Origin of the sequence: Polaromonas sp., assembly GCF_029945895.1 — a bacterium.
Taxonomy (GTDB): domain Bacteria; phylum Pseudomonadota; class Gammaproteobacteria; order Burkholderiales; family Burkholderiaceae_C; genus Polaromonas.
This window is the reverse complement of the sequence record NZ_JAQSDL010000040.1, coordinates 19,042-40,695: the sequence shown is the minus strand read 5'-3', so window position 1 is coordinate 40,695 and position 21,654 is coordinate 19,042. Positions and strand designations below refer to the sequence as shown.

At 65.4% G+C, this 21,654-nt stretch carries 18 protein-coding genes; 14 read left to right on the top strand and 4 right to left on the bottom strand.

Features of this window, described 5'->3' with window-relative positions:
* Positions 1-14: 14 nt before the first annotated feature.
* Positions 15-2,690 carry a bifunctional acetate--CoA ligase family protein/GNAT family N-acetyltransferase gene (locus tag PSV33_RS04810; RefSeq protein WP_300559356.1) on the bottom strand — a complete coding sequence of 892 codons (2,676 nt, stop codon included), beginning with the start codon at positions 2,688-2,690 and terminating at the stop codon, positions 15-17.
* A gap of 264 nt (positions 2,691-2,954) precedes the next feature.
* On the opposite strand from PSV33_RS04810, the gene PSV33_RS19865 reads away from it, so the two are divergent.
* Together PSV33_RS19865 and PSV33_RS04800 are read left to right on the top strand one after the other, a co-directional pair.
* Positions 2,955-3,116 (top strand): TraR/DksA C4-type zinc finger protein, encoded by a 162-nt coding sequence (locus PSV33_RS19865; RefSeq protein ID WP_366945581.1) that lies wholly within the window; start codon positions 2,955-2,957, stop codon positions 3,114-3,116.
* Between the two features lie 39 nt (positions 3,117-3,155).
* A complete protein-coding gene (locus tag PSV33_RS04800; RefSeq protein ID WP_300559351.1) occupies positions 3,156-3,626 on the top strand; it encodes a phasin family protein in 471 nt (156 codons plus the stop codon).
* 59 nt (positions 3,627-3,685) lie between these two features.
* Here PSV33_RS04800 and PSV33_RS04795 read toward each other — a convergent pair whose 3' ends face one another.
* Positions 3,686-5,440, bottom strand: coding sequence for an alpha/beta fold hydrolase (locus tag PSV33_RS04795; RefSeq protein WP_300559349.1), 1,755 nt, complete (start codon positions 5,438-5,440; stop codon positions 3,686-3,688).
* Positions 5,441-5,788: 348 nt separating this feature from the next.
* On the opposite strand from PSV33_RS04795, the gene PSV33_RS04790 reads away from it, so the two are divergent.
* From PSV33_RS04790 to katG, 12 genes are all read left to right on the top strand, one after another.
* The gene (locus PSV33_RS04790) at positions 5,789-6,442 is read left to right on the top strand and encodes a BON domain-containing protein (RefSeq protein ID WP_300559346.1); all 654 of its coding nucleotides are present in this window, start codon (positions 5,789-5,791) and stop codon (positions 6,440-6,442) included.
* A 52-nt stretch (positions 6,443-6,494) separates the two neighbouring features.
* On the top strand, positions 6,495-6,923 hold the full coding sequence (locus PSV33_RS04785) for an Hsp20/alpha crystallin family protein (protein WP_300559343.1): 429 nt from the start codon (positions 6,495-6,497) through the stop codon (positions 6,921-6,923).
* A gap of 11 nt (positions 6,924-6,934) precedes the next feature.
* Complete coding sequence (locus PSV33_RS04780) at positions 6,935-7,660, top strand: ABC transporter ATP-binding protein (protein WP_300559341.1); 726 nt, start codon at positions 6,935-6,937, stop codon at positions 7,658-7,660.
* A gap of 4 nt (positions 7,661-7,664) precedes the next feature.
* Positions 7,665-10,046, top strand: a complete 2,382-nt coding sequence (locus tag PSV33_RS04775; RefSeq protein ID WP_300559338.1) for an ABC transporter permease — start codon at positions 7,665-7,667, stop codon at positions 10,044-10,046.
* A gap of 20 nt (positions 10,047-10,066) precedes the next feature.
* A complete protein-coding gene (locus PSV33_RS04770) occupies positions 10,067-11,266 on the top strand; it encodes an HlyD family efflux transporter periplasmic adaptor subunit (protein WP_300559335.1) in 1,200 nt (399 codons plus the stop codon).
* Positions 11,267-11,276: 10 nt separating this feature from the next.
* Positions 11,277-12,746 carry a bifunctional aminoglycoside phosphotransferase/ATP-binding protein gene (locus tag PSV33_RS04765; protein ID WP_300559332.1) on the top strand — a complete coding sequence of 490 codons (1,470 nt, stop codon included), beginning with the start codon at positions 11,277-11,279 and terminating at the stop codon, positions 12,744-12,746.
* Between the two features lie 122 nt (positions 12,747-12,868).
* On the top strand, positions 12,869-14,407 hold the full coding sequence (locus PSV33_RS04760) for a thymidine phosphorylase family protein (protein WP_300559329.1): 1,539 nt from the start codon (positions 12,869-12,871) through the stop codon (positions 14,405-14,407).
* Positions 14,407-15,309: a ribose-phosphate pyrophosphokinase gene (locus PSV33_RS04755; RefSeq protein ID WP_300559326.1), complete on the top strand. Its 903-nt coding sequence runs from the start codon at positions 14,407-14,409 to the stop codon at positions 15,307-15,309. The genes PSV33_RS04760 and PSV33_RS04755 overlap by 1 nt, the downstream gene beginning before the upstream one ends.
* Positions 15,306-15,899: an NAD(P)H-dependent oxidoreductase gene (locus PSV33_RS04750; protein WP_300559323.1), complete on the top strand. Its 594-nt coding sequence runs from the start codon at positions 15,306-15,308 to the stop codon at positions 15,897-15,899. The genes PSV33_RS04755 and PSV33_RS04750 overlap by 4 nt, the downstream gene beginning before the upstream one ends.
* Before the next feature lie 56 nt (positions 15,900-15,955).
* On the top strand, positions 15,956-17,482 hold the full coding sequence (locus PSV33_RS04745) for a DASS family sodium-coupled anion symporter (RefSeq protein WP_300559320.1): 1,527 nt from the start codon (positions 15,956-15,958) through the stop codon (positions 17,480-17,482).
* A 32-nt stretch (positions 17,483-17,514) separates the two neighbouring features.
* Positions 17,515-18,165, top strand: a complete 651-nt coding sequence (locus tag PSV33_RS04740; protein ID WP_300559317.1) for a SagB/ThcOx family dehydrogenase — start codon at positions 17,515-17,517, stop codon at positions 18,163-18,165.
* A 297-nt stretch (positions 18,166-18,462) separates the two neighbouring features.
* Positions 18,463-20,637, top strand: a complete 2,175-nt coding sequence (gene katG, locus PSV33_RS04735) for a catalase/peroxidase HPI (protein WP_300559315.1) — start codon at positions 18,463-18,465, stop codon at positions 20,635-20,637.
* A gap of 302 nt (positions 20,638-20,939) precedes the next feature.
* On the opposite strand, the gene PSV33_RS04730 is transcribed toward katG, so the two are convergent.
* Positions 20,940-21,179: a hypothetical protein gene (locus tag PSV33_RS04730; RefSeq protein WP_300559311.1), complete on the bottom strand. Its 240-nt coding sequence runs from the start codon at positions 21,177-21,179 to the stop codon at positions 20,940-20,942.
* 51 nt (positions 21,180-21,230) lie between these two features.
* The gene (locus PSV33_RS04725) at positions 21,231-21,611 is read right to left on the bottom strand and encodes a rhodanese-like domain-containing protein (protein WP_300559309.1); all 381 of its coding nucleotides are present in this window, start codon (positions 21,609-21,611) and stop codon (positions 21,231-21,233) included.
* Between the last annotated feature and the right edge of the window lie 43 nt (positions 21,612-21,654).

Below are 21,654 nucleotides of genomic sequence, written 5' to 3'. Positions count from 1 at the left end.
CCCAGTCAAAAAAATCAGCGCAAGGACAGACGCATGGCCACGGTTTCCTGCCCGCTGGCGATGGACACGTCGAAACCGGTCTGGCGGGCCAGGGCGGCCATGCCCACATTCTCCGGCAGGCATTGCCCCACGACCTCGGCAGTGCCGTGCTCGCGCAGGTAGCGAATCAGCTTGTCCATCAACTGGCGCCCCAGGCCGTGCCCTTGCCAGCCCGTGGCCACCTGGATCGCGAATTCCGCCTGCAGGTTGTCCGGGTCGCAGACGGCCCGCGCTTCTGCCACCATGAGCGGCTCGCCACCGGCCTGAGGCACCATCGCCACGAAGGTCATCTCGCGGTCATAGTCGATCTGGCTGTAACGAGCCAGTTCGGAATGCGGTACCTCGCGCCGGGCCATGAAAAACCGCAGTCGCATGTCGGCGGGCGACGCTCCGGCATAAAAGGCCATCAGGCGCTGGCCATCCTCGGGGCGAATCGGGCGCAGCAGCACGTCCTGGCCTTTGACGCTCACATGTTCTTCCAGGTTCTGCGGGTAGGGACGGATGGCCAGGCGGCTGCGCTCGCCCGCCGGGACCGGGCGCAACCTGACCCGTGCATCGAGCGCCAGCACGCCGTGTTCATCCACCAGCAGGGGGTTGATGTCGAGTTCCGCCAGCCAGGCCAGGTCGCAGGCCATCTGTGAGACCTTCAGCAGCGTGGCGAGCAGCGCTGCCTCGTCGGCGGGCGGTCGCCCGCGGTAGCCCGCCAGCAGGAGCGACAGCCTGCTGCCGGCGAGCATGTCCTGCGCCAGGCGGGTGTTGAGCGGCGGCAACGCCACCACATGGTTCTTGTGCAACTCGACGGCAACACCTCCCTCGCCGAGCAACATCACCGGCCCGAACACGGGATCCGAGGCAATACCGACGATCAGTTCATGCGCCCCTGGGCGTTCAGCCATTGCCTGCACAGTGAAGCCGAGTATCTGCGCCTGCGGCAGCAGACCAGTCACCTGCCGGCGCATCTTCCCGGCTGCGCGCCGGAGGTCTTCTTCAGAAACCAGGTTGAGCGCCACACCGCCGACATCAGACTTGTGGATGACCTGGGGCGACACGATCTTCAAGGCCACGGGGTACCCGATGCGCTTGGCCGCCGCGACCGCCTCCTCGACATCGCCGGTCCGCACGGTCTGCACCGTGGGGATGCCGTAGGCCCGCAACAGCGCCTGGGCCTGCGCGTCACCGAGCCACTCGCGGCCTTCCTGCAGTGCGTCCTCGAGCAGCGACTGCGCCAGTTGTCGATCTGGCGTGAAGTCCTCCAGCGCGGATGCAGGGAGCTGCTGCAACGCCTGCTGATTGCGCGCGTAGGTGGCCAGTTGCAGCCAGGCCGCCGCAGCGCGTTCCGGCGTGTTGTAGCCGGCAACACCGGCCGCGGCACTGGCCAGCCGGGCCGCCGCTACCGCCGCGCCGCCCAGCCAGCACGTCAGCACAGGTTTGGCCGACGTCTGGATCAAAGGCAGGCAGGCCGCTGCAATCTGGTCTGCCGGAACAATGGCCGTAGGTGCATGGATGAACAGCACACCATCGACTTCGGGCGCGGCCAGCAACACCTTCAACGCATCCTCATACCGACTGACAGGTGCGTCCCCGACGATATCGATGGGGTTGCCGTGCGACCAGGTAGGCGGCAGGCACTGGTTGAGCGCTTCCAGCGTCCTGTCATCCAGCAGGGCCAGCTTGCCGCCGCCCAGCGCCAGCGCATCGGCGGCAAGCACCCCGGCACCGCCGCCGTTGGTCAGGACGGCCAGCCGCTCGCCGTGCCAGCCCTTCACATGGGTCAGGGTTTCGGCCGCGTCGAACAGCGCCTCCAGGGTGTCCACCCGGAGCATGCCGGCGCGGCGGACGGCGGCGTCGAACACCACATCGGAGCCGGCCAGCGCACCGGTGTGCGAGGCTGCCGCCCGGGCGCCCTCCGGCGCACGCCCGGCCTTGACAACAATCACCGGCTTGTTGCGTGCGGCGGCGCGCGCCGCCGACATGAACTTGCGCGCGGCCTTGACCGACTCCATGTACATCAGGATGGCCCGCGTTCCGGGATCGCTGGCCAGGTAGTCGATGACATCGCCGAAGTCCACGTCGGCGCTGTCGCCCAGCGAGATGAAATGCGAAAATCCGATGCCCCGGCTGTTGGCCCAATCCAGCATGGCGGTCGCCAGCGCGCCCGATTGCGTCACAAAGGCCAGCTTGCCGGGCAAGGCATTGCCGGGCGCAAAACTGGCATTGAGCCCGATGCCCGGCACAAGCGCCCCGATGCAGTTGGGCCCCAGGATGCGCAGCAGCCAGGGCCGCGCCGCATCCAGCATGGCCTGCTCAAGCGTGGGCCCGCCCGCCGCCGGGGCCTGCTTGAGCCCAGCCGACAGCACAATGGCGGCGCGCGTTCCCTTGCGGCCCAGGGCCGTGATCAGGTCGGGCACCGTCTCGGCCGGCGTGCAGATGATGGCCAGGTCCGGCGCCTGCGGCAGGGACTCGACATCGGGCCAGGCCGAGCCTCCGCCAACCTCGGTATGCCGGTGGTTGACCGGCCAGACCGGCCCATGAAATCCGTCCGCCCTGAGGTTGCGCAGGACCACAGCCCCCAGACTGCCCTCGCGGTCAGAGGCGCCTATCAGGGCCACAGAGGCGGGGTGAAACAGGGGCTCGAGATTGCGTACGCTCATGAATATCCTTGAAACAGGGGGGCCAACATGCCCCACGCTGGAAGATTAGCGGCCGGGCAGAGCCCGCAGTTGCTCCAGATCAAAGACCCGGGTGCTGGATGGCCCGCAGAATGACCACGCCAGCACAAGACTCTCCATGGAAACATACGACAGCACCTTGATGCCGCGCTTCAGCCAGATGCTGGTGCAGCGCGAAACCGAACTGCGTGCCCCTGTGCGTGCCACTGCCAAGCCGACCCGTGAGACGGGCGGCACCGGGCAGCACTGCGTGATGGGCCTCAGGGCCGTCGCCCGGGAACTGGCCATTGCCTGGACTGCGGCGAAGGGCCCGATCTGCGGCGCCTTAAAGGCGGGCCTGGCGCAACCCTGTGCACCGCGTGCCAGGCCATCCATGGCATGAGCGCCTACCCGTCATGCGGCAAATAACCCTGACTTTATCCACCCCCCCCCAAAGGAGTTTTCATCATGAGTGCAAGAACATCTCGCGCTGCTGCGTCTCCCGCAAGCAACCGCAGCAGCCCCGACCCCAAGGACTTTCTGGCCGATCTTGGCCGTCAGCAATTGGCCGTCGCCACCGATGCGGCCTGTGCCATGTTCCGCGGCAGCGAAGCCATGCGCGTCATCCAGCAGCAGGCGGCGCACGAAGCATCGTTGCGTCATCAGGCCGCAGCCCAAAAGCTGCACGGTGGCTGCACGCCGGCCGACCTGCTGGCCATCCAGTCGGATCTGCTGCGCTTTGACCTGCAAGGCGCCTCCCAGTACTGGCAACAGATCACTACCGCAGCACTGCAGTCCCAGATCGAGATGATGGCCAGCGCAAGCCATCTTCTCACCGACGAACAAAATGGGGGATGGAAGTCAGTCATGGCAAATTTTCAGGCAGTCGTCACTTCCGGAAACAGGTTTTTTGGAGGCAAGCCGGAATCCCCCGTCTGACGGTCCGCGCCTGAAACGTTCCAGATCCGTGTTCGTGACCAGCAGCGGGCAACTGCGCCTCAAGTCTGGTGAACGTAGGTACCCGGCGCGCCCTCCATCCGACCAGCCAGGGGCAAGCCCGCGACGCCGGGCACAGCCTTGATCTGTCTCGTGGATTGTTTTCGCAGCCACGCATGCCAGCATGGCCACCATGACCCGGCCACCAGCGGCGAGCTTTCAAGCCAGTCCTTGGGATCGGCTGGTGCTGCGCCTTCCGCGTGGGTTGCGAAGCGGTAACTGGCGTGGGGATGAGCTGCTGCGCCGGATGGCGGATTGACGATGCCGACGTTGTGTCCTCCGGAGGTCAGCACAAAACTCACCGGAGCACGCGTCAGGCGTTGAATCTTGTAGACCGAGGTCCACGGTGACACATGATCGCGCTCGGTGGCCACCACAAACACGGGGACCTTGATGTCGGCCAGCGAGATGGCGCGGCCACCTGCCATGTAGCGCCCCTCTGCCAGGTCGTTGTGCAGGTACAGCCGACGCAGGTACTCGCTGTGCATGCGCGCCGGCAAACGCGTGGCGTCGGCATTCCATGCGCGCAACGCCGTCATCGGTGTCTGGGCGCCCATCAGGTATTCATGCACGAGTTTGGACCACACCAGGTCCTTGGAATTGATCAACGCAAAGGCGCCGGCCATCTGTCGGCCATCGAGATAACCACGCTCCGCCATCAGGTCTTCCAGAAAAGCAATCTGGCTCTCGTCAATGAACAGCCCCAACTCGCCCGGCTCGTGGAAATCAACCTGCGCGGCCAGCAATGACACGGTTTTCAGCGGATTGCCCGGCCGGGCGCCCAGGGCCGCAGCCGCCATGGCCAGCAAGGTGCCGCCCAGGCAATAACCCGCCGCGTGAATGCCGGTGCCGGGCCGCAACTCGCCCACCGCCTTCAGCGCGGCCATCGCGCCGAGCTCGAGGTAATCGTCGAGACCCAGGTCCCGGTCCTGGCTGCCGGGATTTTTCCAGGAGACCATGAAGACGCTGTGGCCCTGGTCCACCAGATAACGGACCAGCGAATCGGCCGGTGTCAGATCAAGGATGTAGTACTTCATGATCCACGATGGCACGATCAGTACCGGCTCCGCATCAACCTTCGCCGTGGCCGGCTCGTACTGGATCAGCTCGATCAGGCGGTTGCGAAAGACCACTTTTCCAGGGGTCAGCGCCACCCCTTTACCCGGAAGAAAAGCCTCCACGCCGCGTGGTTTACCCTCGGTCAGAACCGCCATGGCATCGCGCGACCAGTTGGCAAAACCATGGGCAAGATTGGCCCCGCCGGTGGTCAGGGTTTCTTTCAGAACCTGGGGGTTGGTCAACGGGAAATTCGAAGGCGACCACATGTCCAGCCACTGGCGTGTGGTGAATGCCGCCACATCTTCATGGTGCCGGGAGACGCCGCGCACGCCTGTCATGGCGCCGGTCCACCACTGGTCCTGCAGCAGAAAAGCCTGGGCCATGGCGCTGAACGGCAGCATGTTCCACTCAGGCGGCGAGAAACGCTTGTCCTGGGGGACCGGCTCGACGCAACGCACACAGTCGCCCCGCCAGGTGTGCGGCGCGTACTGGGCCCACAGCAAGCCCTTGCGAAGGGCGTCGGCGAGCAAGTCGGCCTGCCGGGAAGGTGACACCAGCAGGTGCGTGAACCAGTCGGCATACGCCCCTGCAACCGATGCCGGCGAGACGCCGTGCGTGAATCTGGCCAAGCCGAGCTTGAGTGGAAGGTCCATCGGAGCGGGCGAGTGCCCGAGCGGGGGGGAATCGGGAAGTGCCATGAGGAAGTCCGGTGCGAATACACGCCAACAGTCAGTCGAAGACTGGATCGTCCCGTAACAGCGCCGCCCCGCGTTTGCGCGAGGTCAACAAAACCCGTCAATCCAGGGCCGCGGCCTCACCCGTTGCGTCCCATTCCGGTCGATGCCATGTTCGCAATGATTGCCGCCTCTTCCGGCAAGAAACCACGTCAGCATCGAAACCTGTGCCGCAAGCGCCGCATCCCCGCGTGAGCCGGGTTCTGCGTCGACTTGAGCAATGTCAATGCACGCCGCGCAAAGAAGCATAGATTGAGAGTGCTGGTAGCGCCATGCAGCCGCGCTCGGATCCCAGCACCACAGGAGATTTTCATGAAAACGGATGCCCACATCAAGGCCGACGTCACCGACGAGCTCGCGTGGGATCCCGCCGTCAATGCCACCGGCGTCGGCGTCGCGGTCAGGGAGGGTGTGGTGACCCTGACCGGTCACCTGGACAGCTACGCCGAGAAGCATGCGGTGGAACGGGCCGTGCACCGCGTGGCGGGCGTGCGCGGCATCGCGATCGAACTCGACGTCCGGCTGGCCGCTGAGCACAAGCGCAGCGATTCCGACATCGCACAGGCAGCTGCAATGGCCCTGCGGCTGAATTCCCTGGTGCCGGATGAGCATATCCAGGTCCAGGTGGAAAATGGCCGGGTCACCCTCACCGGTGAAGTCGACTGGAGTTACCAGCTGGCCAGCGCCGAACAGTGTGTACGGCCGCTGGCGGGCGTGCGCGGCCTGTCCAACCGAATCACCATCAAATCCCGCGCAAGCAACAAGGACGTCGGCGCCCAGATCACTGCGGCCCTAACGCGACAGGCCGCGCGCGAAGCCAAACACATCACCGTGGAGGTTGAAGGCGGCGTCGTCACCCTCTGGGGAAAAGTGCATTCGCTGGCCGAGCGCGAAGCGGCCGTCGGCGCAGCGTCCTCGGCGCGCGGTGTATCGCACGTCGTGGACAAACTCGAAGTCGGCGTCTGACCGGAAGGCAGATTCCCTTCATCTTTTCAGAATCCTTCAAGGAGAGTCAATCATGAGCAATCTTCGTGTCCTGGATCCGAGCTTCACCGATTCCTTCGAGTCGGCCATGCGCCGCCTCTTCTCCCCCGGGGTTTTCGAGACGGAGACCCCGGCGCTGAAAATGCGCATCGATGTTTCGGAGAAGGATGATGGCTACCATGTCAAGGCCGACTTCCCCGGTGTCAGAAAGGACGACATCAACGTTCGCATCGACGGCAACGTGGTGCAGATCGATGCCGAGGTCAAGCAGGAAAAAGAGACCAGGGACCATGGCGACAAGATTCTGCGCAGCGAGCGTTACTGGGGCAATATCTCGCGCACCTTCAGCCTGGCCCAGGATGTGGACGACGGCAAGGTCCAGGCCAGGTACGCCGACGGCGTGCTGACGCTGGATCTGCCGAAGAAGGCCTCGGCAGCGAGCAGGAAAATAACGGTTCAATAGGCGCTTCACGCATGACCACGGCGCAACAGCCGGACGCCCCGGTGTTGCGCATCCGGTCGCTGTCCAAAACCTATGGCAGCGGTGAAACCGCTGTGTATGCCTTGCGAGACGTGGATCTCGATGTGCGGGCGGGCGAATTTCTGGTGCTGCTGGGCGCCTCGGGCAGCGGCAAGTCCACGCTGTTGAACATCCTGGGGGGGCTTGACCGGCCGAGCACCGGCGAGGTGGAGTTCCTGGACCACCGGCTGACCGATGCGTCCGATGATGAGTTGACGCGTTACCGGCGCGAACATGTCGGTTTCGTCTTCCAGTTCTACAACCTCATTCCCAGCCTGACCGTTCGCGAGAACGTGGCACTGGTCACCGATATCGCCAGCAATCCCATGCCGGTGGACGAGGCACTGGCGCTGGTGGCGTTGACGCCCCGGCAGGACCACTTCCCTTCCCAGCTGTCCGGCGGCGAGCAGCAGCGCGTGGCCATTGCGCGCGCCATCGTCAAGCGTCCTCAGCTCCTGTTATGCGACGAGCCAACCGGCGCGCTGGACTATGCCACCGGCAAGCTGGTGCTCGAAGTCATCGCCCGCATCAACCAGGAACTGGGTACCACGGCCATCGTCATCACGCACAACGCCGCCATCGCCGGCATGGCCGACCGCGTCATCCGCCTGGCGGACGGGCGCATCGCCAGCATTGAGGTCCCGTCGCGGCGCCTCACCCCCGCAGAATTGTCGTGGTGAAGCCATGAAAGCACTGGACCGGAAGTTGCTCAGGGACCTTCGGCTGCTCTGGAGCCAGGGACTGACCATCGCGTTGGTGGTGGCCAGCGGCATCGGTGGTTTCATCACCAGCCTGAGTGCGGTCGACTCGCTGGGTCTGGCACGCGAGCGTTTTTATGCCGAGGCACACTTTGCTGACGTGTTCGCCACGGTCAAACGCGCGCCGAACGCCCTGGTCGAGACACTCCGGCAGGTGTCCGGCGTGGCCGACGTGCAGACCACGATCGAACAGGTGGTCCGCATCGGGGTTCCGGGTGTGAGCGACCCCATCCTCGGCCAGCTGATCGGCGTGGATCGCAAACAGTTGCCCCGCCTGAATCAGGTGAGCGTCTCGCACGGCCGGGCACTTGACCACGCGGGACTCTCCTCCGGCGCACGCAGCGACGGCCGCATCGAGGTACTGGTCTCCGCAGGCTTTGCGACATCGCGGGGCGTCAAACCGGGCGACATCTTCACCGCCCTGATCAACGGGAAACAGCGTACCCTCCTGATCGCCGGCATCGCGCTGTCACCGGAGTATATTTTTGCCGGCCTGGGCGGCAGCCCTGACCAGCGCGGCTTCGGGGTGTTCTGGATGGACCGCGACACCCTGGCCGCGGCCTACGACATGCAAGGCGCCTTCAACCGCGTGAGTATCAGGCTCGCGCCGGGGGCGTCGCAGCGCGACGTCATGGCCCGCCTGAGCCGGCTGCTGGCCCGCTACGGCGCCGGAGAAGCCTATGGCCGCGAGGACCAGATGTCCCATGCCATGTTGGACGCCGAGATCAAGGAGCAGCAGGTGCTGGGGACGGTGTTGCCTTCCATCTTCCTTGGCGTGGCAGCCTTTCTTCTGCATGTAGTGGTCTCACGGCTGGTCTCCACGCAGCGCGAGCAGATCGCCGCCCTGAAAGCGCTGGGCTACCCCAATCGCACCATAGGCGCGCACTACCTCAAGCTGGTGCTGGTGATCGTCATCCTGGGACTGGCACTGGGCATAGCAATCGGCGACTGGCTGGGCGCCGCCTTCACGCGGCTGTATGCCGACTTCTTCTACTTTCCGACGTTCGAGCACCACCTCGCGCCATGGCTGCTGGTGGTGGGCGCGGGCCTGACGCTGGCAACCGCCGTGCTCGGAACGCTCAGTGCCATCGGCGCCACGGTGCGCCTGGCGCCGGCCGAGGCCATGCGCCCGCCTGCACCGGGGCACTTCAGGCGCACGCTGCTGGAACGCCTGGGCGTCAGGGGGGTCAAGCCGGCCCTGCAGATGATCCTGCGCAACATGGAGCGCCGGCCGCTGCGAACAGGCCTGTCGATTGCCGGCGTGGCCGCAGCTGTGGCCATCGTGGTGATGGGCAATTTCATCCGCGACGCGATCGACCACATTGTGGACACCCAGTTCACGTTGGCCATGCGCAGCGACGTGATCCTGTGGATGAGCGAGCCCATTGGCAACGAGGCCCGCCATGAGGTGGCGCGCATGCCCGGGGTGATCGCGGTGGAGGCGACCCGCGACGTTCCGGTGCGTTTCGTCAACGGCCCGGTCAGTGAGCGCGGCCTCATCCAGGGTTTTGCAGAGAACCCCGAGTTGAGGCGCATCATCGACATTCGCGGCAGGGAAGTGCCATTGCCCGATGGCGGCCTGGTGATGACCGACCGGCTGGCCAGCAAGCTGGGCCTGCGTGTGGGTGACACGGTGCGCGCCGAGGTGCTCGAAGGGCGCCGCGAGACGCTGCAGTTGACACTGGCAGCCACCGCGCGGGAAATGATGGGGCTGAACGCCTACATGGAGCGCCGCGCGTTGAACCGGCTGATGCGCGAAGGCGACGTGGCTTCGCAATACGCGGTGGCACTGCAGCGCGGCAGCGAAGCCGCCTTCCTGGCAGCCAGCCAGGGCCTGCCGCGCGTGGCCGGCACCTTCAGCAAAGCCAACCTGCTGCGCAACATGCAGGAAGTGAGTGCGCGCAACGTCCGTCTCATGAGCCTGGTGCTCACCGTATTTGCAAGCGTCATCGCCGTGGGTGTGGTCTACAACAACGCACGTATCGCGCTGTCGGAGCGAACCTGGGAGCTGGCGAGCCTGCGGGTGCTCGGCTTCACACGCGCGGAAGTCTCGGTCTTGCTGCTCGGGGAGCTGGCCATCAGCATCGCCATTGCACTGCCGCTGGGCATGCTGATGGGCTGGGGCCTGGTGCATCTGGTCGCGGAACTGCTCAAATCCGACCAGTTCCAGTTTCCCGTGGTGATCCAGCCGCGGACCTATGCGTGGGCAGCCATCTGCGTGGTCGCCGCCGGCCTGGCCAGCGCCCTGGTGGTGCGACGGCGCATCGACCGGCTGGACATGGTGGCGGCGCTCAAGACAAGGGAATAGGAAATAGGGGAAACAGGGCAATGAATGTGCTGAAACTGAAGAAATCAACCTGGCTCTGGGTAGCGGCGGGCGTCGCGGTGCTTGCTGCGCTGGCCTGGGCCTTTTCGACAAAGCCCGTCGAAGTCGAAACCGCAGCGATCAAACAGGGTCATTTCGAGCAGTCCATCGAGGAGGATGGACGCACCCGGCTGAAGGATCGCTATACCGTCTCGGCACCGGTGGCCGCACGCGTGGCGCGCATGGTGCTGCGCGAGGGCGACAGCGTGGCCGCAGGTGACGTCGTGGCGGTGCTGACGCCGGTCATGTCCTCGATGGTCGATGAACGCAGTGCGCGCGAAGCAACGGCGCGGCTGAAAGCGGCCGCTGCCGGGGTGGAACGCGCCTCGGCCCGCGTGGCACGCGCCAGAATTTCCCTGCAGGAGGCGCAGCTGGAAAAAGAGCGTACCGAGAAGCTGGCCGGTGAAGGATTCCTTTCGACCTCGCGGCTCGATGCGGTGCGGCTGGCCCAGTCAGGCGCACGCCGTGAACTGGAGGTGGCAGACGCGGAGCGTGAAATGGCAGTGCAGGAAAAGGCCCAGGCCGCCGCGGCGCTGCAGCCGGCTGTTGCCGGCAGCAGCACCCGGCCGCTGAGCGTGCGTTCGCCTGTCAGCGGGGTGGTGCTGCGCGTGCCACAGCCCAGCGAGGCCACCCTTGCCGCCGGTACCGCCCTGCTGGACATTGGTGACCCCGAGCGGATGGAAGTGATCAGCGAACTGCTGACCACCGACGCCGTCCAGGCCACGGCAGGTCGTCGCGTGGTGATCGAACGCTGGGGCGGACCGCCCATCGAGGGCGTTGTGCGCCGGGTGGAACCTGCCGCCTTCACCAAGGTTTCTGCGCTGGGCATCGAAGAGCAGCGTGTCAACGTGTTGATCGACGTCAGCAACCCGCCCCAGGCCTGGCGCAACATGGGCGACGGCTTTCGGGTGTCGGTGCGGATTGTCACCGCCAGTGTCGAGCAGGCTGTGCTTGCGCCCCTGGGGGCGATGTTTCCTCACGGCAAGGGTATGGCGGTTTACAGGCTGGATGGTTCCCATGCCCGGCTGCAACCGGTCGAAGTGGGCGCACGCAACAACAACGAGGCCTGGCTGAGCGACGGCCTGACGCAGGGGCAGGTCGTGATTGTTTACCCTCCCTCCACCATCCGGGACGGCAGCAAAGTGCGCGTACGCACGCCCTGAGCCAGCCATCATGTCCACCCCAGACGATTCCACGGTCCCTGCCCGGGCACTGGTCACCACGCTGGCAGGCGCCTTGCGCGCGGAACTGATCGAAACCCATATCTCCTGGGTGCTGCTGGCCGCAGACACCGCGTACAAGATCAAGAAGCCCGTACACCTGCCCTTCGTCGACTACAGCACCTTGCAGGCCCGGCGCCATTTCTGCGAGGAAGAGGTCCGGCTTAACCAGCGGCTGGCGCCAGGGCTGTACCTGGGCGTCACAGACATCACCGGTATGCCCGCCTCGCCCGACCTCGATGGTGCCGGGCCGGTGCTGGAATGCGCGGTGCGCATGCGCCGCTTTCCGCCCGGCGCGCTGTTCAGCGAAAGAATCGCCGCCGGCACCCTGGACAACCAGGATGTGGACGAGTTGGCCGCCTTGTTGGCCGGCTTCCATGAAGGCGCGCCGCGCGCTGCTGCAGCGGATGGTTTTTCCGGTGCTGACCAGCGTCGCCGCATCGCGCTGGCTGCGCTCGAAGGTGTGCGTCCATGGGCCAGCGAAACCGCGCTGTCCACCTTGCAAAGCTGGCTGGCGGCCGAGGCCGACAGACTGGCGCCTCTGTGGACATGCCGACTGGCAGACGGGCATGTGCGCGAATGCCACGGCGACCTGCACCTGGCCAACGTCGTGCGGCTGGACGACGGCGTGGCCGCCTTCGATGGCATCGAGTTCGACCCGGCACTGCGCTGGATCGACGTTCTCGACGATGCGGCCTTCGTGGTGATGGACCTCGCTGTCCACCAGCGGCAGGACCTGTGCTTTCGTTTCCTCAATGCGTGGCTGGATCGCACAGGCGATCATGCCGGTCTGCCCGCACTGCGTTTTTCGGTGGTTTACCGGGCACTGGTCCGAGCCCAGGTGGAGCAGTTGCGCAGCGCCGGGAGCGAAGCAGCCAGGCGTTACCTGGAAACAGCGCTGGCCTGGACGCGACCAGGCCAGGCCCGGCTGGCCATCATGCACGGCCTGCCGGGGTCGGGCAAAACCTGGGTCTCGCAGCGCCTTCTTGAACAGGAAGGCGCGATCCGGCTGCGCTCGGACGTGGAACGCAAGCGCCTGTACGGCCTGGGCATGCTGAAGGATTCGCGTGCCCGGGGGCTGGACCTGTACGGCGCGGACACCACCGCACGCACGTATGCGCAGCTGTTCGGCCTGACGCGCACGGTAATGCAGGCAGGATATCCGGTGCTCCTGGACGCCGCTTTCCCGCGTCGCATCGAACGTGATCAGGCGCACGCACTGGCACAAGACCTGGGTGTGCCGTTTTCCATCGTGCATTGCGAGGCGCCTCTCCACGTGTTGCGTGAACGCCTGCTGGCCCGCCGCGGCGATGCCTCGGAGGCCAACGTGACCGTGCTGGAACAGGTGCGCGAAGTCGGGGAACCGCTGTCGCGGGAAGAGCTTTCTTTCGTACGCCCCATGGCACCCGACAAACCTGCGTGATCCTGCACTGGCGAGCAGTGGAGAGCATCGGTGTGCTTGTTGGATCCCCGCACGGAAGCCGGACTTGCGTTTTATCAAGGCCGGCGGGAAGCGCCTTGCCTACAGTGATGCGAAGGACCCCCATGCAAGCAACGCCGCCCCCTGCCCCTGCCCCTTCTACCGTCAACCGCCTGCGCCTGCGCAGGCTGGGCATCGACACCTACCAGGAGCCCGTGCTCTATATGCACCGCGACTGCCCCATCTGTCATTCGGAAGGCTTCGAGGCGCGGTCGCGCGTGGAACTGCGGCTGAATGGCCGCACCATCGTGGCGACGCTCAATGTGGTGACCGGAGACTTCCTCGCCGCCGACGAGGCCGGCCTGTCCGAGGCAGCCTGGCGCCTGCTCCATGCGCAATCAGGAGATGAAATCTCCTTGCACCATCCCGCACCGCTTGAGTCGCTCAGTCATGTACGCGCCAAGGTCTACGGCCGCCGCCTCGGCCAGGCCGCCATCGACGCGGTCATCGGGGACGTGGCGGCCGGGCGCTACTCCGACCTGCAGCTCGCGGCCTTTGTCACAGCCTGCGCCGGCGATCATCTGGACATGGATGAAACCATCGCGTTGACCCGCGCCATGGTCAATGTGGGCGATCGCATCCATTGGGGCGAAGGCCTGGTCATGGACAAACACTGCGTCGGCGGGCTGCCCGGCAACCGCACCACCATGGTCATCGTGCCCATCATCGCGGCCTGCGGGCTGCGCATGCCCAAGACCTCGTCGCGCGCCATCACCTCGCCGGCCGGCACCGCCGACACCATGGAGACGCTGGCGCCGGTGGACCTGGACGTGGCACAGATCCGGCGCGTGGTCGAGCGCACCGGCGGCTGCATTGTCTGGGGTGGCGCCGTGCGGCTCAGCCCCGCGGACGACATCCTGATCCGCGTGGAACGCCCGCTGGACCTGGACAGCCAGGGGCAACTCGTCGCCTCGATCCTTTCCAAGAAAGCCGCGGCCGGCGCCACCCATGTGCTGATCGACATGCCGGTCGGACTGACGGCCAAGGTGCGCAGCGCGCGTGCTGCCCACCTGCTGGGTCAGCAGCTCGAGCAGGTGGGCCAGGCACTGGGCATGCAGGTGCGGGTGGTGCAGACCGACGGTGTAGCCCCCGTGGGCCGTGGCATCGGCCCCGCGCTGGAAGCGCGCGACGTGCTGGCTGTTCTTCGCCGCGAAACCTCGGCCCCGGCCGACCTGGCACTGCGTGCGCTGCAGCTGGCCGGACAGATTCTCGAGTTCGGTGGCGCGGCGCCCGCCGGCGCCGGCCTGGCCCAGGCCAGAGCGGTGCTGGAAGACGGTCGCGCCTGGCAGAAATTCCAGGAAATCTGCGAGGCGCAGGGTGGCCTGCGCGAGCCGCCTGTGGCCCCTCACCAGCAAGCAGTGCTGTCCCGGCATGGCGGCACGGTGATCGCCATCGACAACCGGCGCCTGGCGCGCATCGCCAAACTCGCCGGGGCGCCTTCGGCGGCGTGTGCAGGCATCGACATGAATGTGCAGCTCGGCACGGTGGTCGAGCGGGGCCAGCCGCTGTTCACGCTGCATGCGGCAACGCCGGGCGAACTCGCCTATGCCCTGGAGTACGCGACCTCCCAGGCCGAGGCGGTGCATGTGATGGAGGAAGCCTGATGCTGGTCCTGGCCCTGCCCGGTGGTGAGCCGCTCGCGGCCGGCCTTGCCAGCCGCCTGCGCTGCGACTGCATCAGCCTGCAACTGCACCGGTTTCCTGACGGCGAAACCGGCGTGCGTATCGACGCGCCAGTCAAAGGCCGCTGCGTGGTGCTGGCCGGCAGCCTGGACCAGCCCGATGGCAAGACCCTGCCGCTTGTTTTTGCTGCCGACGCGGCCCGTGAGCTGGGCGCGAGGCAGGTGGGGCTGGTCGCACCCTACCTGGCCTACATGCGGCAGGACAAACGTTTTGAACCCGGCGAGGCACTGACTTCGCGCAGCTACGCCCGACTGCTGTCCGCATCGCTGGACTTTCTGGTCACCGTGGACCCGCACCTGCACCGCATCCACGACCTGGGCGAGATCTACAGCATCCGCACGCAGGTCATCCCGGCCGCACCGCTGATTGCGCGCTGGTTGCGCAGCCACGTGCCAGCGCCCTGGCTGATCGGGCCGGACCAGGAAAGCGAACAGTGGGTCGCCGAAGTGGCAAGACTCGCTGGCGCCCCCTGGACCGTGCTGGCCAAAACACGGCGCGGCGACCGTGAGGTGGGTATCCGGCTGTCCAGCCGAGAACGCTGGCCGGAACGGACACCGGTACTGCTCGACGACATCATTTCCACGGGCCAAACCATGCTGGGGGCCACGCGGCTGCTGAAAAAGGCCGGTCTGGGGGCGCCGCTGTGCATAGGCGTGCATGCGCTCTTCGACGCAGAAACCCAGCGTCAGTTGCTCGAAGCAGGCGCCACCCGCGTGCTGAGCTGCGACACCATCACCCACCCGTCCAACGCGATACGGATGGCCCCGCTGCTGGCCCGTGCCGTGCGCCAGCTGAGCGCAGACAACAAGGAGCCCGCCCCATGACAACAAAACGCATTGTCCTGATCCAGGGCCATCCCGACACCACCGTGCCCCATCTGTGCCACGCACTGGCAGCCGCCTACGCGGCAGGCGCCGAGGATGCCGGACACACCGTGCGTTTCATCCAGGTTGCCGACCTCGATTTCCCGCTGCTGCGCAGCCAGCAGGCCTGGGAAGAGGGCCCGCTGCCCGCCGGCTTGCAGCAGGCGCAGACTGACATCCGCTGGGCCGAACACATCGTGCTGTTCTTTCCGCTCTGGCTGGGCGACATGCCAGCCCTGCTCAAGGGTTTTCTGGAACAGGTGGCGCGGCCCGGCTTTGCCTTTGAACACGAGGCGGGCCACGCGACCTTCACAAAAAAGGGGCTGACGGGCCGCTCGGCCCGGGTAGTGGTGACCATGGGCATGCCGGCCCTGATCTACCGCTGGTATTTCCGCGCCCACAGCGTCAAGTCCCTGCGGCGCAACATCCTCGGCTTTGTCGGCATTGCCCCCGTGCATGAAACGCTGATCGGCATGGTCGGCGACCTGAAGGCGAACGACGCCAGCCGCTGGCTGGCCAAACTGCGGCGGCTCGGGCAACTCGCCCAATAGGGCATGTTTGGCCAACCCGCGCACTCCACCACTCTATCCACTCAGGAAAAACTCCCATGAACCCTGCACCCACGGCGCCACCCGGCACGCCCGCGACCGGCAAGCCCGGCAGCGACATCGTCAAGCGGGTCGGCCTGCTCGCCGCGCTGGCGGCCCTGCTGGCCATCGTCTGGATGCCGGCCCTGCAGGGCCTGCCCGCCGCCGGACAGGTGATGCTGGCCATCCTGGCCTTTGCCGTGATCGTCTGGATGACCGAGGCGCTCGACTACGCCGTGAGTTCGGTGGTCATTGGCGCACTCATGATTTTTCTGCTGGCCTACGCGCCTGACGCGGCCAAGCCCGCCGGCCCCGACATGGGCACCGGCGCGGCGCTCGGTCTGGCCCTGTCCGGCTTTTCCAACAGCGCCGTGGCGCTGGTGGCCGCGGCCTGCTTCATTGCCGCGGCCATGTCCGCCACCGGGCTGGACCGGCGCATCGCGCTACTGGTGCTGTCGAAGGTGGATGCGGGCACCAACCACATCGTGATCGGCGCCATGGTGACGGGTTTCCTGTTGTCCTTCATCGTGCCCAGCACCACGGCACGCGTCGCCTGCCTGGTGCCCATCATGATGGGTTTCATCCTGGCCTTCAAGGTCGACAGGCGCAGCCGCTTTGCCGGCCTGCTGGTGATCACCGCGGCACAAACTGCCAGCGTCTGGAACATCGGCATCAAGACGGCGGCAGCGCAGAACATGGTGGCCATTGGCTTCATCGAAAAGCAGTTCAGCAGCAGCATCAGCTGGACCGAGTGGTTCATCGCCGGTGCACCGTTTTCAGCCCTCCTGAGCGTGGCGGTGTATTTCATCATGACCCGCCTGATGAAACCGGAGATGAAGGAGATCGCGGGCGGCCAGGCCACCATACGCCAGCAGCTCGAAGCGATCGGGCCGATGACGCTCAGGCAGTGGAAGCTGCTGACCATCGTGCTGGTGCTGCTGGGCTTCTGGGCCACCGAAAAAGTGCTGCACAACTTCGACACCTCGTCGACCACCATCGCGGCCATTGCGCTGATGCTGGTGCCGCGCCTGGGTGTGATGGACTGGAAGGAATCGCAGCGCGGTTTCCCCTGGGGCACGGTGATCCTGTTCGCGGTCGGCATCAGCGTGGGCACCGCCCTGCTGAAAACCAACGCCGCGGGCTGGCTGGCCAACCTGATCGTCCTGCACCTGGGCCTGCAGCAGGCCAGCGCCTTTGCCATCCTGATGCTGCTGTCGCTGTTCCTGATCGTGATCCACCTCGGCTTTGCCAGCGCCACGGCGCTGGCCTCGACCATGATCCCCATCATCATCAGCGTGCTGATGGCGGTGCAGACGCCGGGCATCAACGTGATCGGCATGACGATGCTGCTGCAGTTCGTGGTGAGTTTCGGCTTCATCCTTCCGGTCAACGCACCGCAGAACATGATCGCCTACGGCACGGACACCTTCGATGCGCGCGACTTTGTGCGCACCGGCCTGGTGATCACGGCGGCCGCCATGGCGCTGCTGGTCGTCTTCGCTCTGACCTACTGGCCGTGGATGGGCTACATGACCAAGGCCGTTTGAGTCCCGCCGAGCTCCGAACACGAGGAAAGAACATGACTACCCTGACCAAGCTCGCCCTGGGCATGATGGGCAAATTGCGGCCACAGCCCGCCCTCGGGAATTCCGATGCCCTGATCACCCTCCCGCAACCCGACAGGAAGGCAGGGCTGCCCCTGATGCAGGCCCTGGCCAAACGCCAGTCGAGCCGCGACTACAGGCCGGAGCCTCTGCCGCTCGAGCTGCTGTCCGGATTGCTGTGGGCCGCCTGCGGCGTCAACCGCGCCGACGGTGGACGCACCGCGCCATCGGCCCTCAACGCCCAGGAGATTGACATTTTTGTAGCCCTGCCTGCAGGTGCCTACCGCTACAACGCCAGCAGCCACCGCCTGCACCTGGTCGCCGGCGCCGACCTGCGACGCGTGACCGGCTATCAGGATTTCGTCGACACCGCGCCTCTGGACCTGGTTTACGTCGCCAACTACCCGCGCATGGGGTTGGTTCCTGCTGCGCAGCGCGAAGCCTACGCCCACGTTGCCGCAGGCGCCATCACGCAGAACGTCTACCTGTTTGCTGCCAGCAGCGGCCTGGCCACGGTGATACGCGCCTGGATAGACCGCAGTGCGATCGCCGACGCCCTGGGCCTGAGCCACGACCAGCAGGTCCTGCTGTCGCAGACGGTCGGTTATCCGGCCGCCGTCCCCTGACTGCGCGGCGCGACTGGTTGAGCGCCGACCCGCCATGACCGGGGGAGTGCTGTTCCAGCCGACCCTTGCGGCTTTGAGACTTCCCGCTGGCCGTGTGGAAGTCTCAACCCTGGACTATCGGGACGATTGTTAAAAATGACATTCAAAACTCCTCCCGGTCCGTACACTGGCCCTTCAATCGAAAAGGTGGCCCGCAGTGTTTGATTTTTTTCAAGCCTTGCGCACGGCAGGCGCTTCACAGCCCGATCGTCTCACTTTGGCGAACTTCAACTGACGATGCCTTGAATGGAAATTTATATGGACCTGAAAAATCTGAACACTGCCGGCAAATGCCCGGTGGTGCACGGCGGCAATACAAGCACCGGCAACTCGAACATGGCCTGGTGGCCGAAGGCGCTGAACCTGGACATTCTTCATCAGCACGACACCAAAACCAATCCCATGGGCAAGGACTTCAACTACCCGGAAGAAGTCAAAAAGCTCGACGTGACAGCACTCAAGAAGGATCTGACCGCCTTCATGACCGACAGCAAGGAGTGGTGGCCGGCGGACTGGGGCCACTATGGCGGTTTGATGATTCGCATGGCCTGGCACTCGGCCGGCTCTTACCGCATTGCCGACGGCCGCGGCGGCGCCGGCACCGGTAACCAGCGCTTCGCGCCACTGAACTCCTGGCCCGACAACGTGAACCTGGACAAGGCACGCCGGCTGCTCTGGCCCATCAAGAAAAAATATGGCAACAAGCTCAGCTGGGCCGACCTGATCGTCCTCGCCGGCAACGTGGCCTATGAATCCATGGGCCTGAAGACTTACGGATTCGCCTTTGGCCGGGCCGACATCTGGCATCCGGAAGAGGACATCTACTGGGGCGCCGAGAAAGAATGGCTGGCTCCGAGCGGCAGCGAAAACAGCCGCTATTCCGGCGAGCGCGATCTGGAAAACCCGCTGGCTGCCGTGATGATGGGCCTGATTTACGTCAATCCGGAAGGCGTGGATGGCAAGCCTGACCCGCTGAAGACCGCACAGGACGTGCGCGTGACTTTCCTGCGCATGGCGATGAATGACGAGGAAACCGTGGCCCTGACCGCCGGAGGCCACACGGTGGGCAAATCCCATGGCAATGGCGACGCCAAACTGTTGGGCCCCGTCCCGGAGGGCGCCGATGTGGACGAGCAAGGCCTGGGCTGGATGAACAAGACCACCCGCAGCATCGGCCGCGACACCATGTCCAGCGGCATTGAAGGCGCCTGGACGACCCACCCGACCCAGTGGGACAACGGCTACTTCCAGCTGCTGCTCGGGTATGACTGGGAACTCACCAAGAGCCCGGCGGGCGCCTGGCAGTACAAGCCGGTCAACATCCGTCAAGAAGACATGCCGGTGGACGTGGAAGACCCCTCCATCCGCTGCATGCCCATGATGACCGACGCCGACATGGCCATGAAAATGGACCCGGCCTACCGGGTGATTTCCGAACGCTTCCACAAGGACCCCGACTACTTCTCGAAAGTTTTTGCGCGCGCCTGGTTCAAGCTGACCCACCGCGACCTGGGCCCGAAGTCGCGCTACATCGGCCCCGAGGTGCCCGAGGAAAACCTGATCTGGCAGGACCCGGTACCCGCAGGCCGCACCGACTACGACGTGGCGGCGGTGAAGGCAAAAATTGCAGCCAGCGGCCTGAGCGTGAGCGACATGGTCAGCACCGCCTGGGACAGCGCCCGCACTTACCGTGGTTCGGACATGCGCGGTGGCGCCAACGGCGCCCGCATCCGGCTGGCGCCGCAAAAGGACTGGGAAGGCAATGAGCCTGCGCGTCTGGGCAGGGTGCTTGGCGTCCTTGAAGGTATTGCGGCCGAGAGTGGCGCCAGTGTGGCGGACGTGATTGTGCTGGCCGGCAACCTCGGCGTGGAGCAGGCGACCCAGGCTGCCGGGTTCGACATCACGGTAGCGTTCTCTGCAGGCCGTGGTGACGCGACCCAGGATGCCACGGACATCGAGTCGTTCGAGGCGCTGGAGCCAGTCCATGACGCCTACCGCAACTGGCTCAAGAAAGACTACGCCGTGAGCGCCGAAGAGTTGATGCTCGACCGAACGCAGCTGATGGGTCTGAGCGCCCACGAGATGACGGCGCTGCTGGGCGGCCTGCGCGTTCTGGGCACCAACCACGGGGGTACCCGCCACGGGGTGTTGACCGATCGCGCAGGTGCTTTGACAAACGATTTCTTCGTGAACCTGACCGACATGGCCTACACGTGGAAGCCCACCAGCAAAAACCTGTACGACATCTGCGACCGCAAGACGGGTCAAGTCAGGTGGACAGCCACCCGGGTGGATCTGGTGTTCGGCTCCAACGCCATCCTGCGCGCCTATGCCGAGGTCTACGCGCAGGACGACAACCAGGAAAAGTTCGTGAAGGACTTTGTCGCTGCATGGACCAAGGTCATGAACGCTGACCGCTTCGATCTGGTCTGAAGTACGGGCTGAGGTCTGGCAGACATCCCCACGTCACGCGTAGCGGCGGCGTGGGGTCCTTCCGGTGCCATGGACCAGATCACGCGCTGCCCCGTGACGGGCTTTGCGGGCCATAGCCAGTGAGTAACCGTGGCAGCGGTGCAGACACAGCCATCGACCAAAATTTGCTATTTATTTGATAGCTGCTTGCGCAATACAGGAAAGGGCTGGGGCAACTTTTTACCACTGTTCCGATGCTGCCAGGGCCACCGGCGGGCAGTGCAGCATCTGGTCATGACCCGTCAGGCCCGCCGCTCGCAGGCTCAGTGCTTCCCTGCTGCGGCGCGTGCGCTGGCCACCCGGCGCCAGAGTCGCAGTACAAGCAGCACCAGGGGCAGGGCGTGAATGAACAGGTCGAAGATGTCCAGGGGCCGGGACAGCAAGCCCTGACCCAGCATCCGCAATTTTTCAATCAGGTGCGGCTCGGGCGTGATCGGCGCCACGGCCATCCAGAGCGCCAGAACGACCAGCCAGACCAGCGGAATGCGGTCCAGCCATCTCATGGCCGGGCCTCCCGACGCTGCGACGGGCCAGCCGGGCAAACAGGCAGATCATCATTCAAAGGACGGCGCCTCCGGCTTGACCACCGGCTTGCCGGCCGCCAGCCAGCCGTCGATGCCGCCGGCAATCGACCGCACGTTCAGGTAGCCCATCTCGTGCAAAGCGGCGCCGCACAAGGCGGCGCGGCCGCTGGTCTTGCAATACAGCACGATCTTCAGGTCGCGCGGTTGCAGCGCCGGCGTGCTGCTGAACTTGAATTCAAGCAGGCCGCGCGGGACGAGCACCGCGCCGGCCAGATGACCGGCGGCGTATTCGTCGGCTTCACGCACGTCCACCAGCAGGTCGGCATCACGCACGGCAGCTTCGGCGTCTGACAGGGCGATTTCCTGCACGCGGGTTTTGGCAGCGGCAACGAGATCATGGGCGGTCTTCATGGAATGGCTCCTGGTAACAAGTGATGAATCGGATGAGGAACAA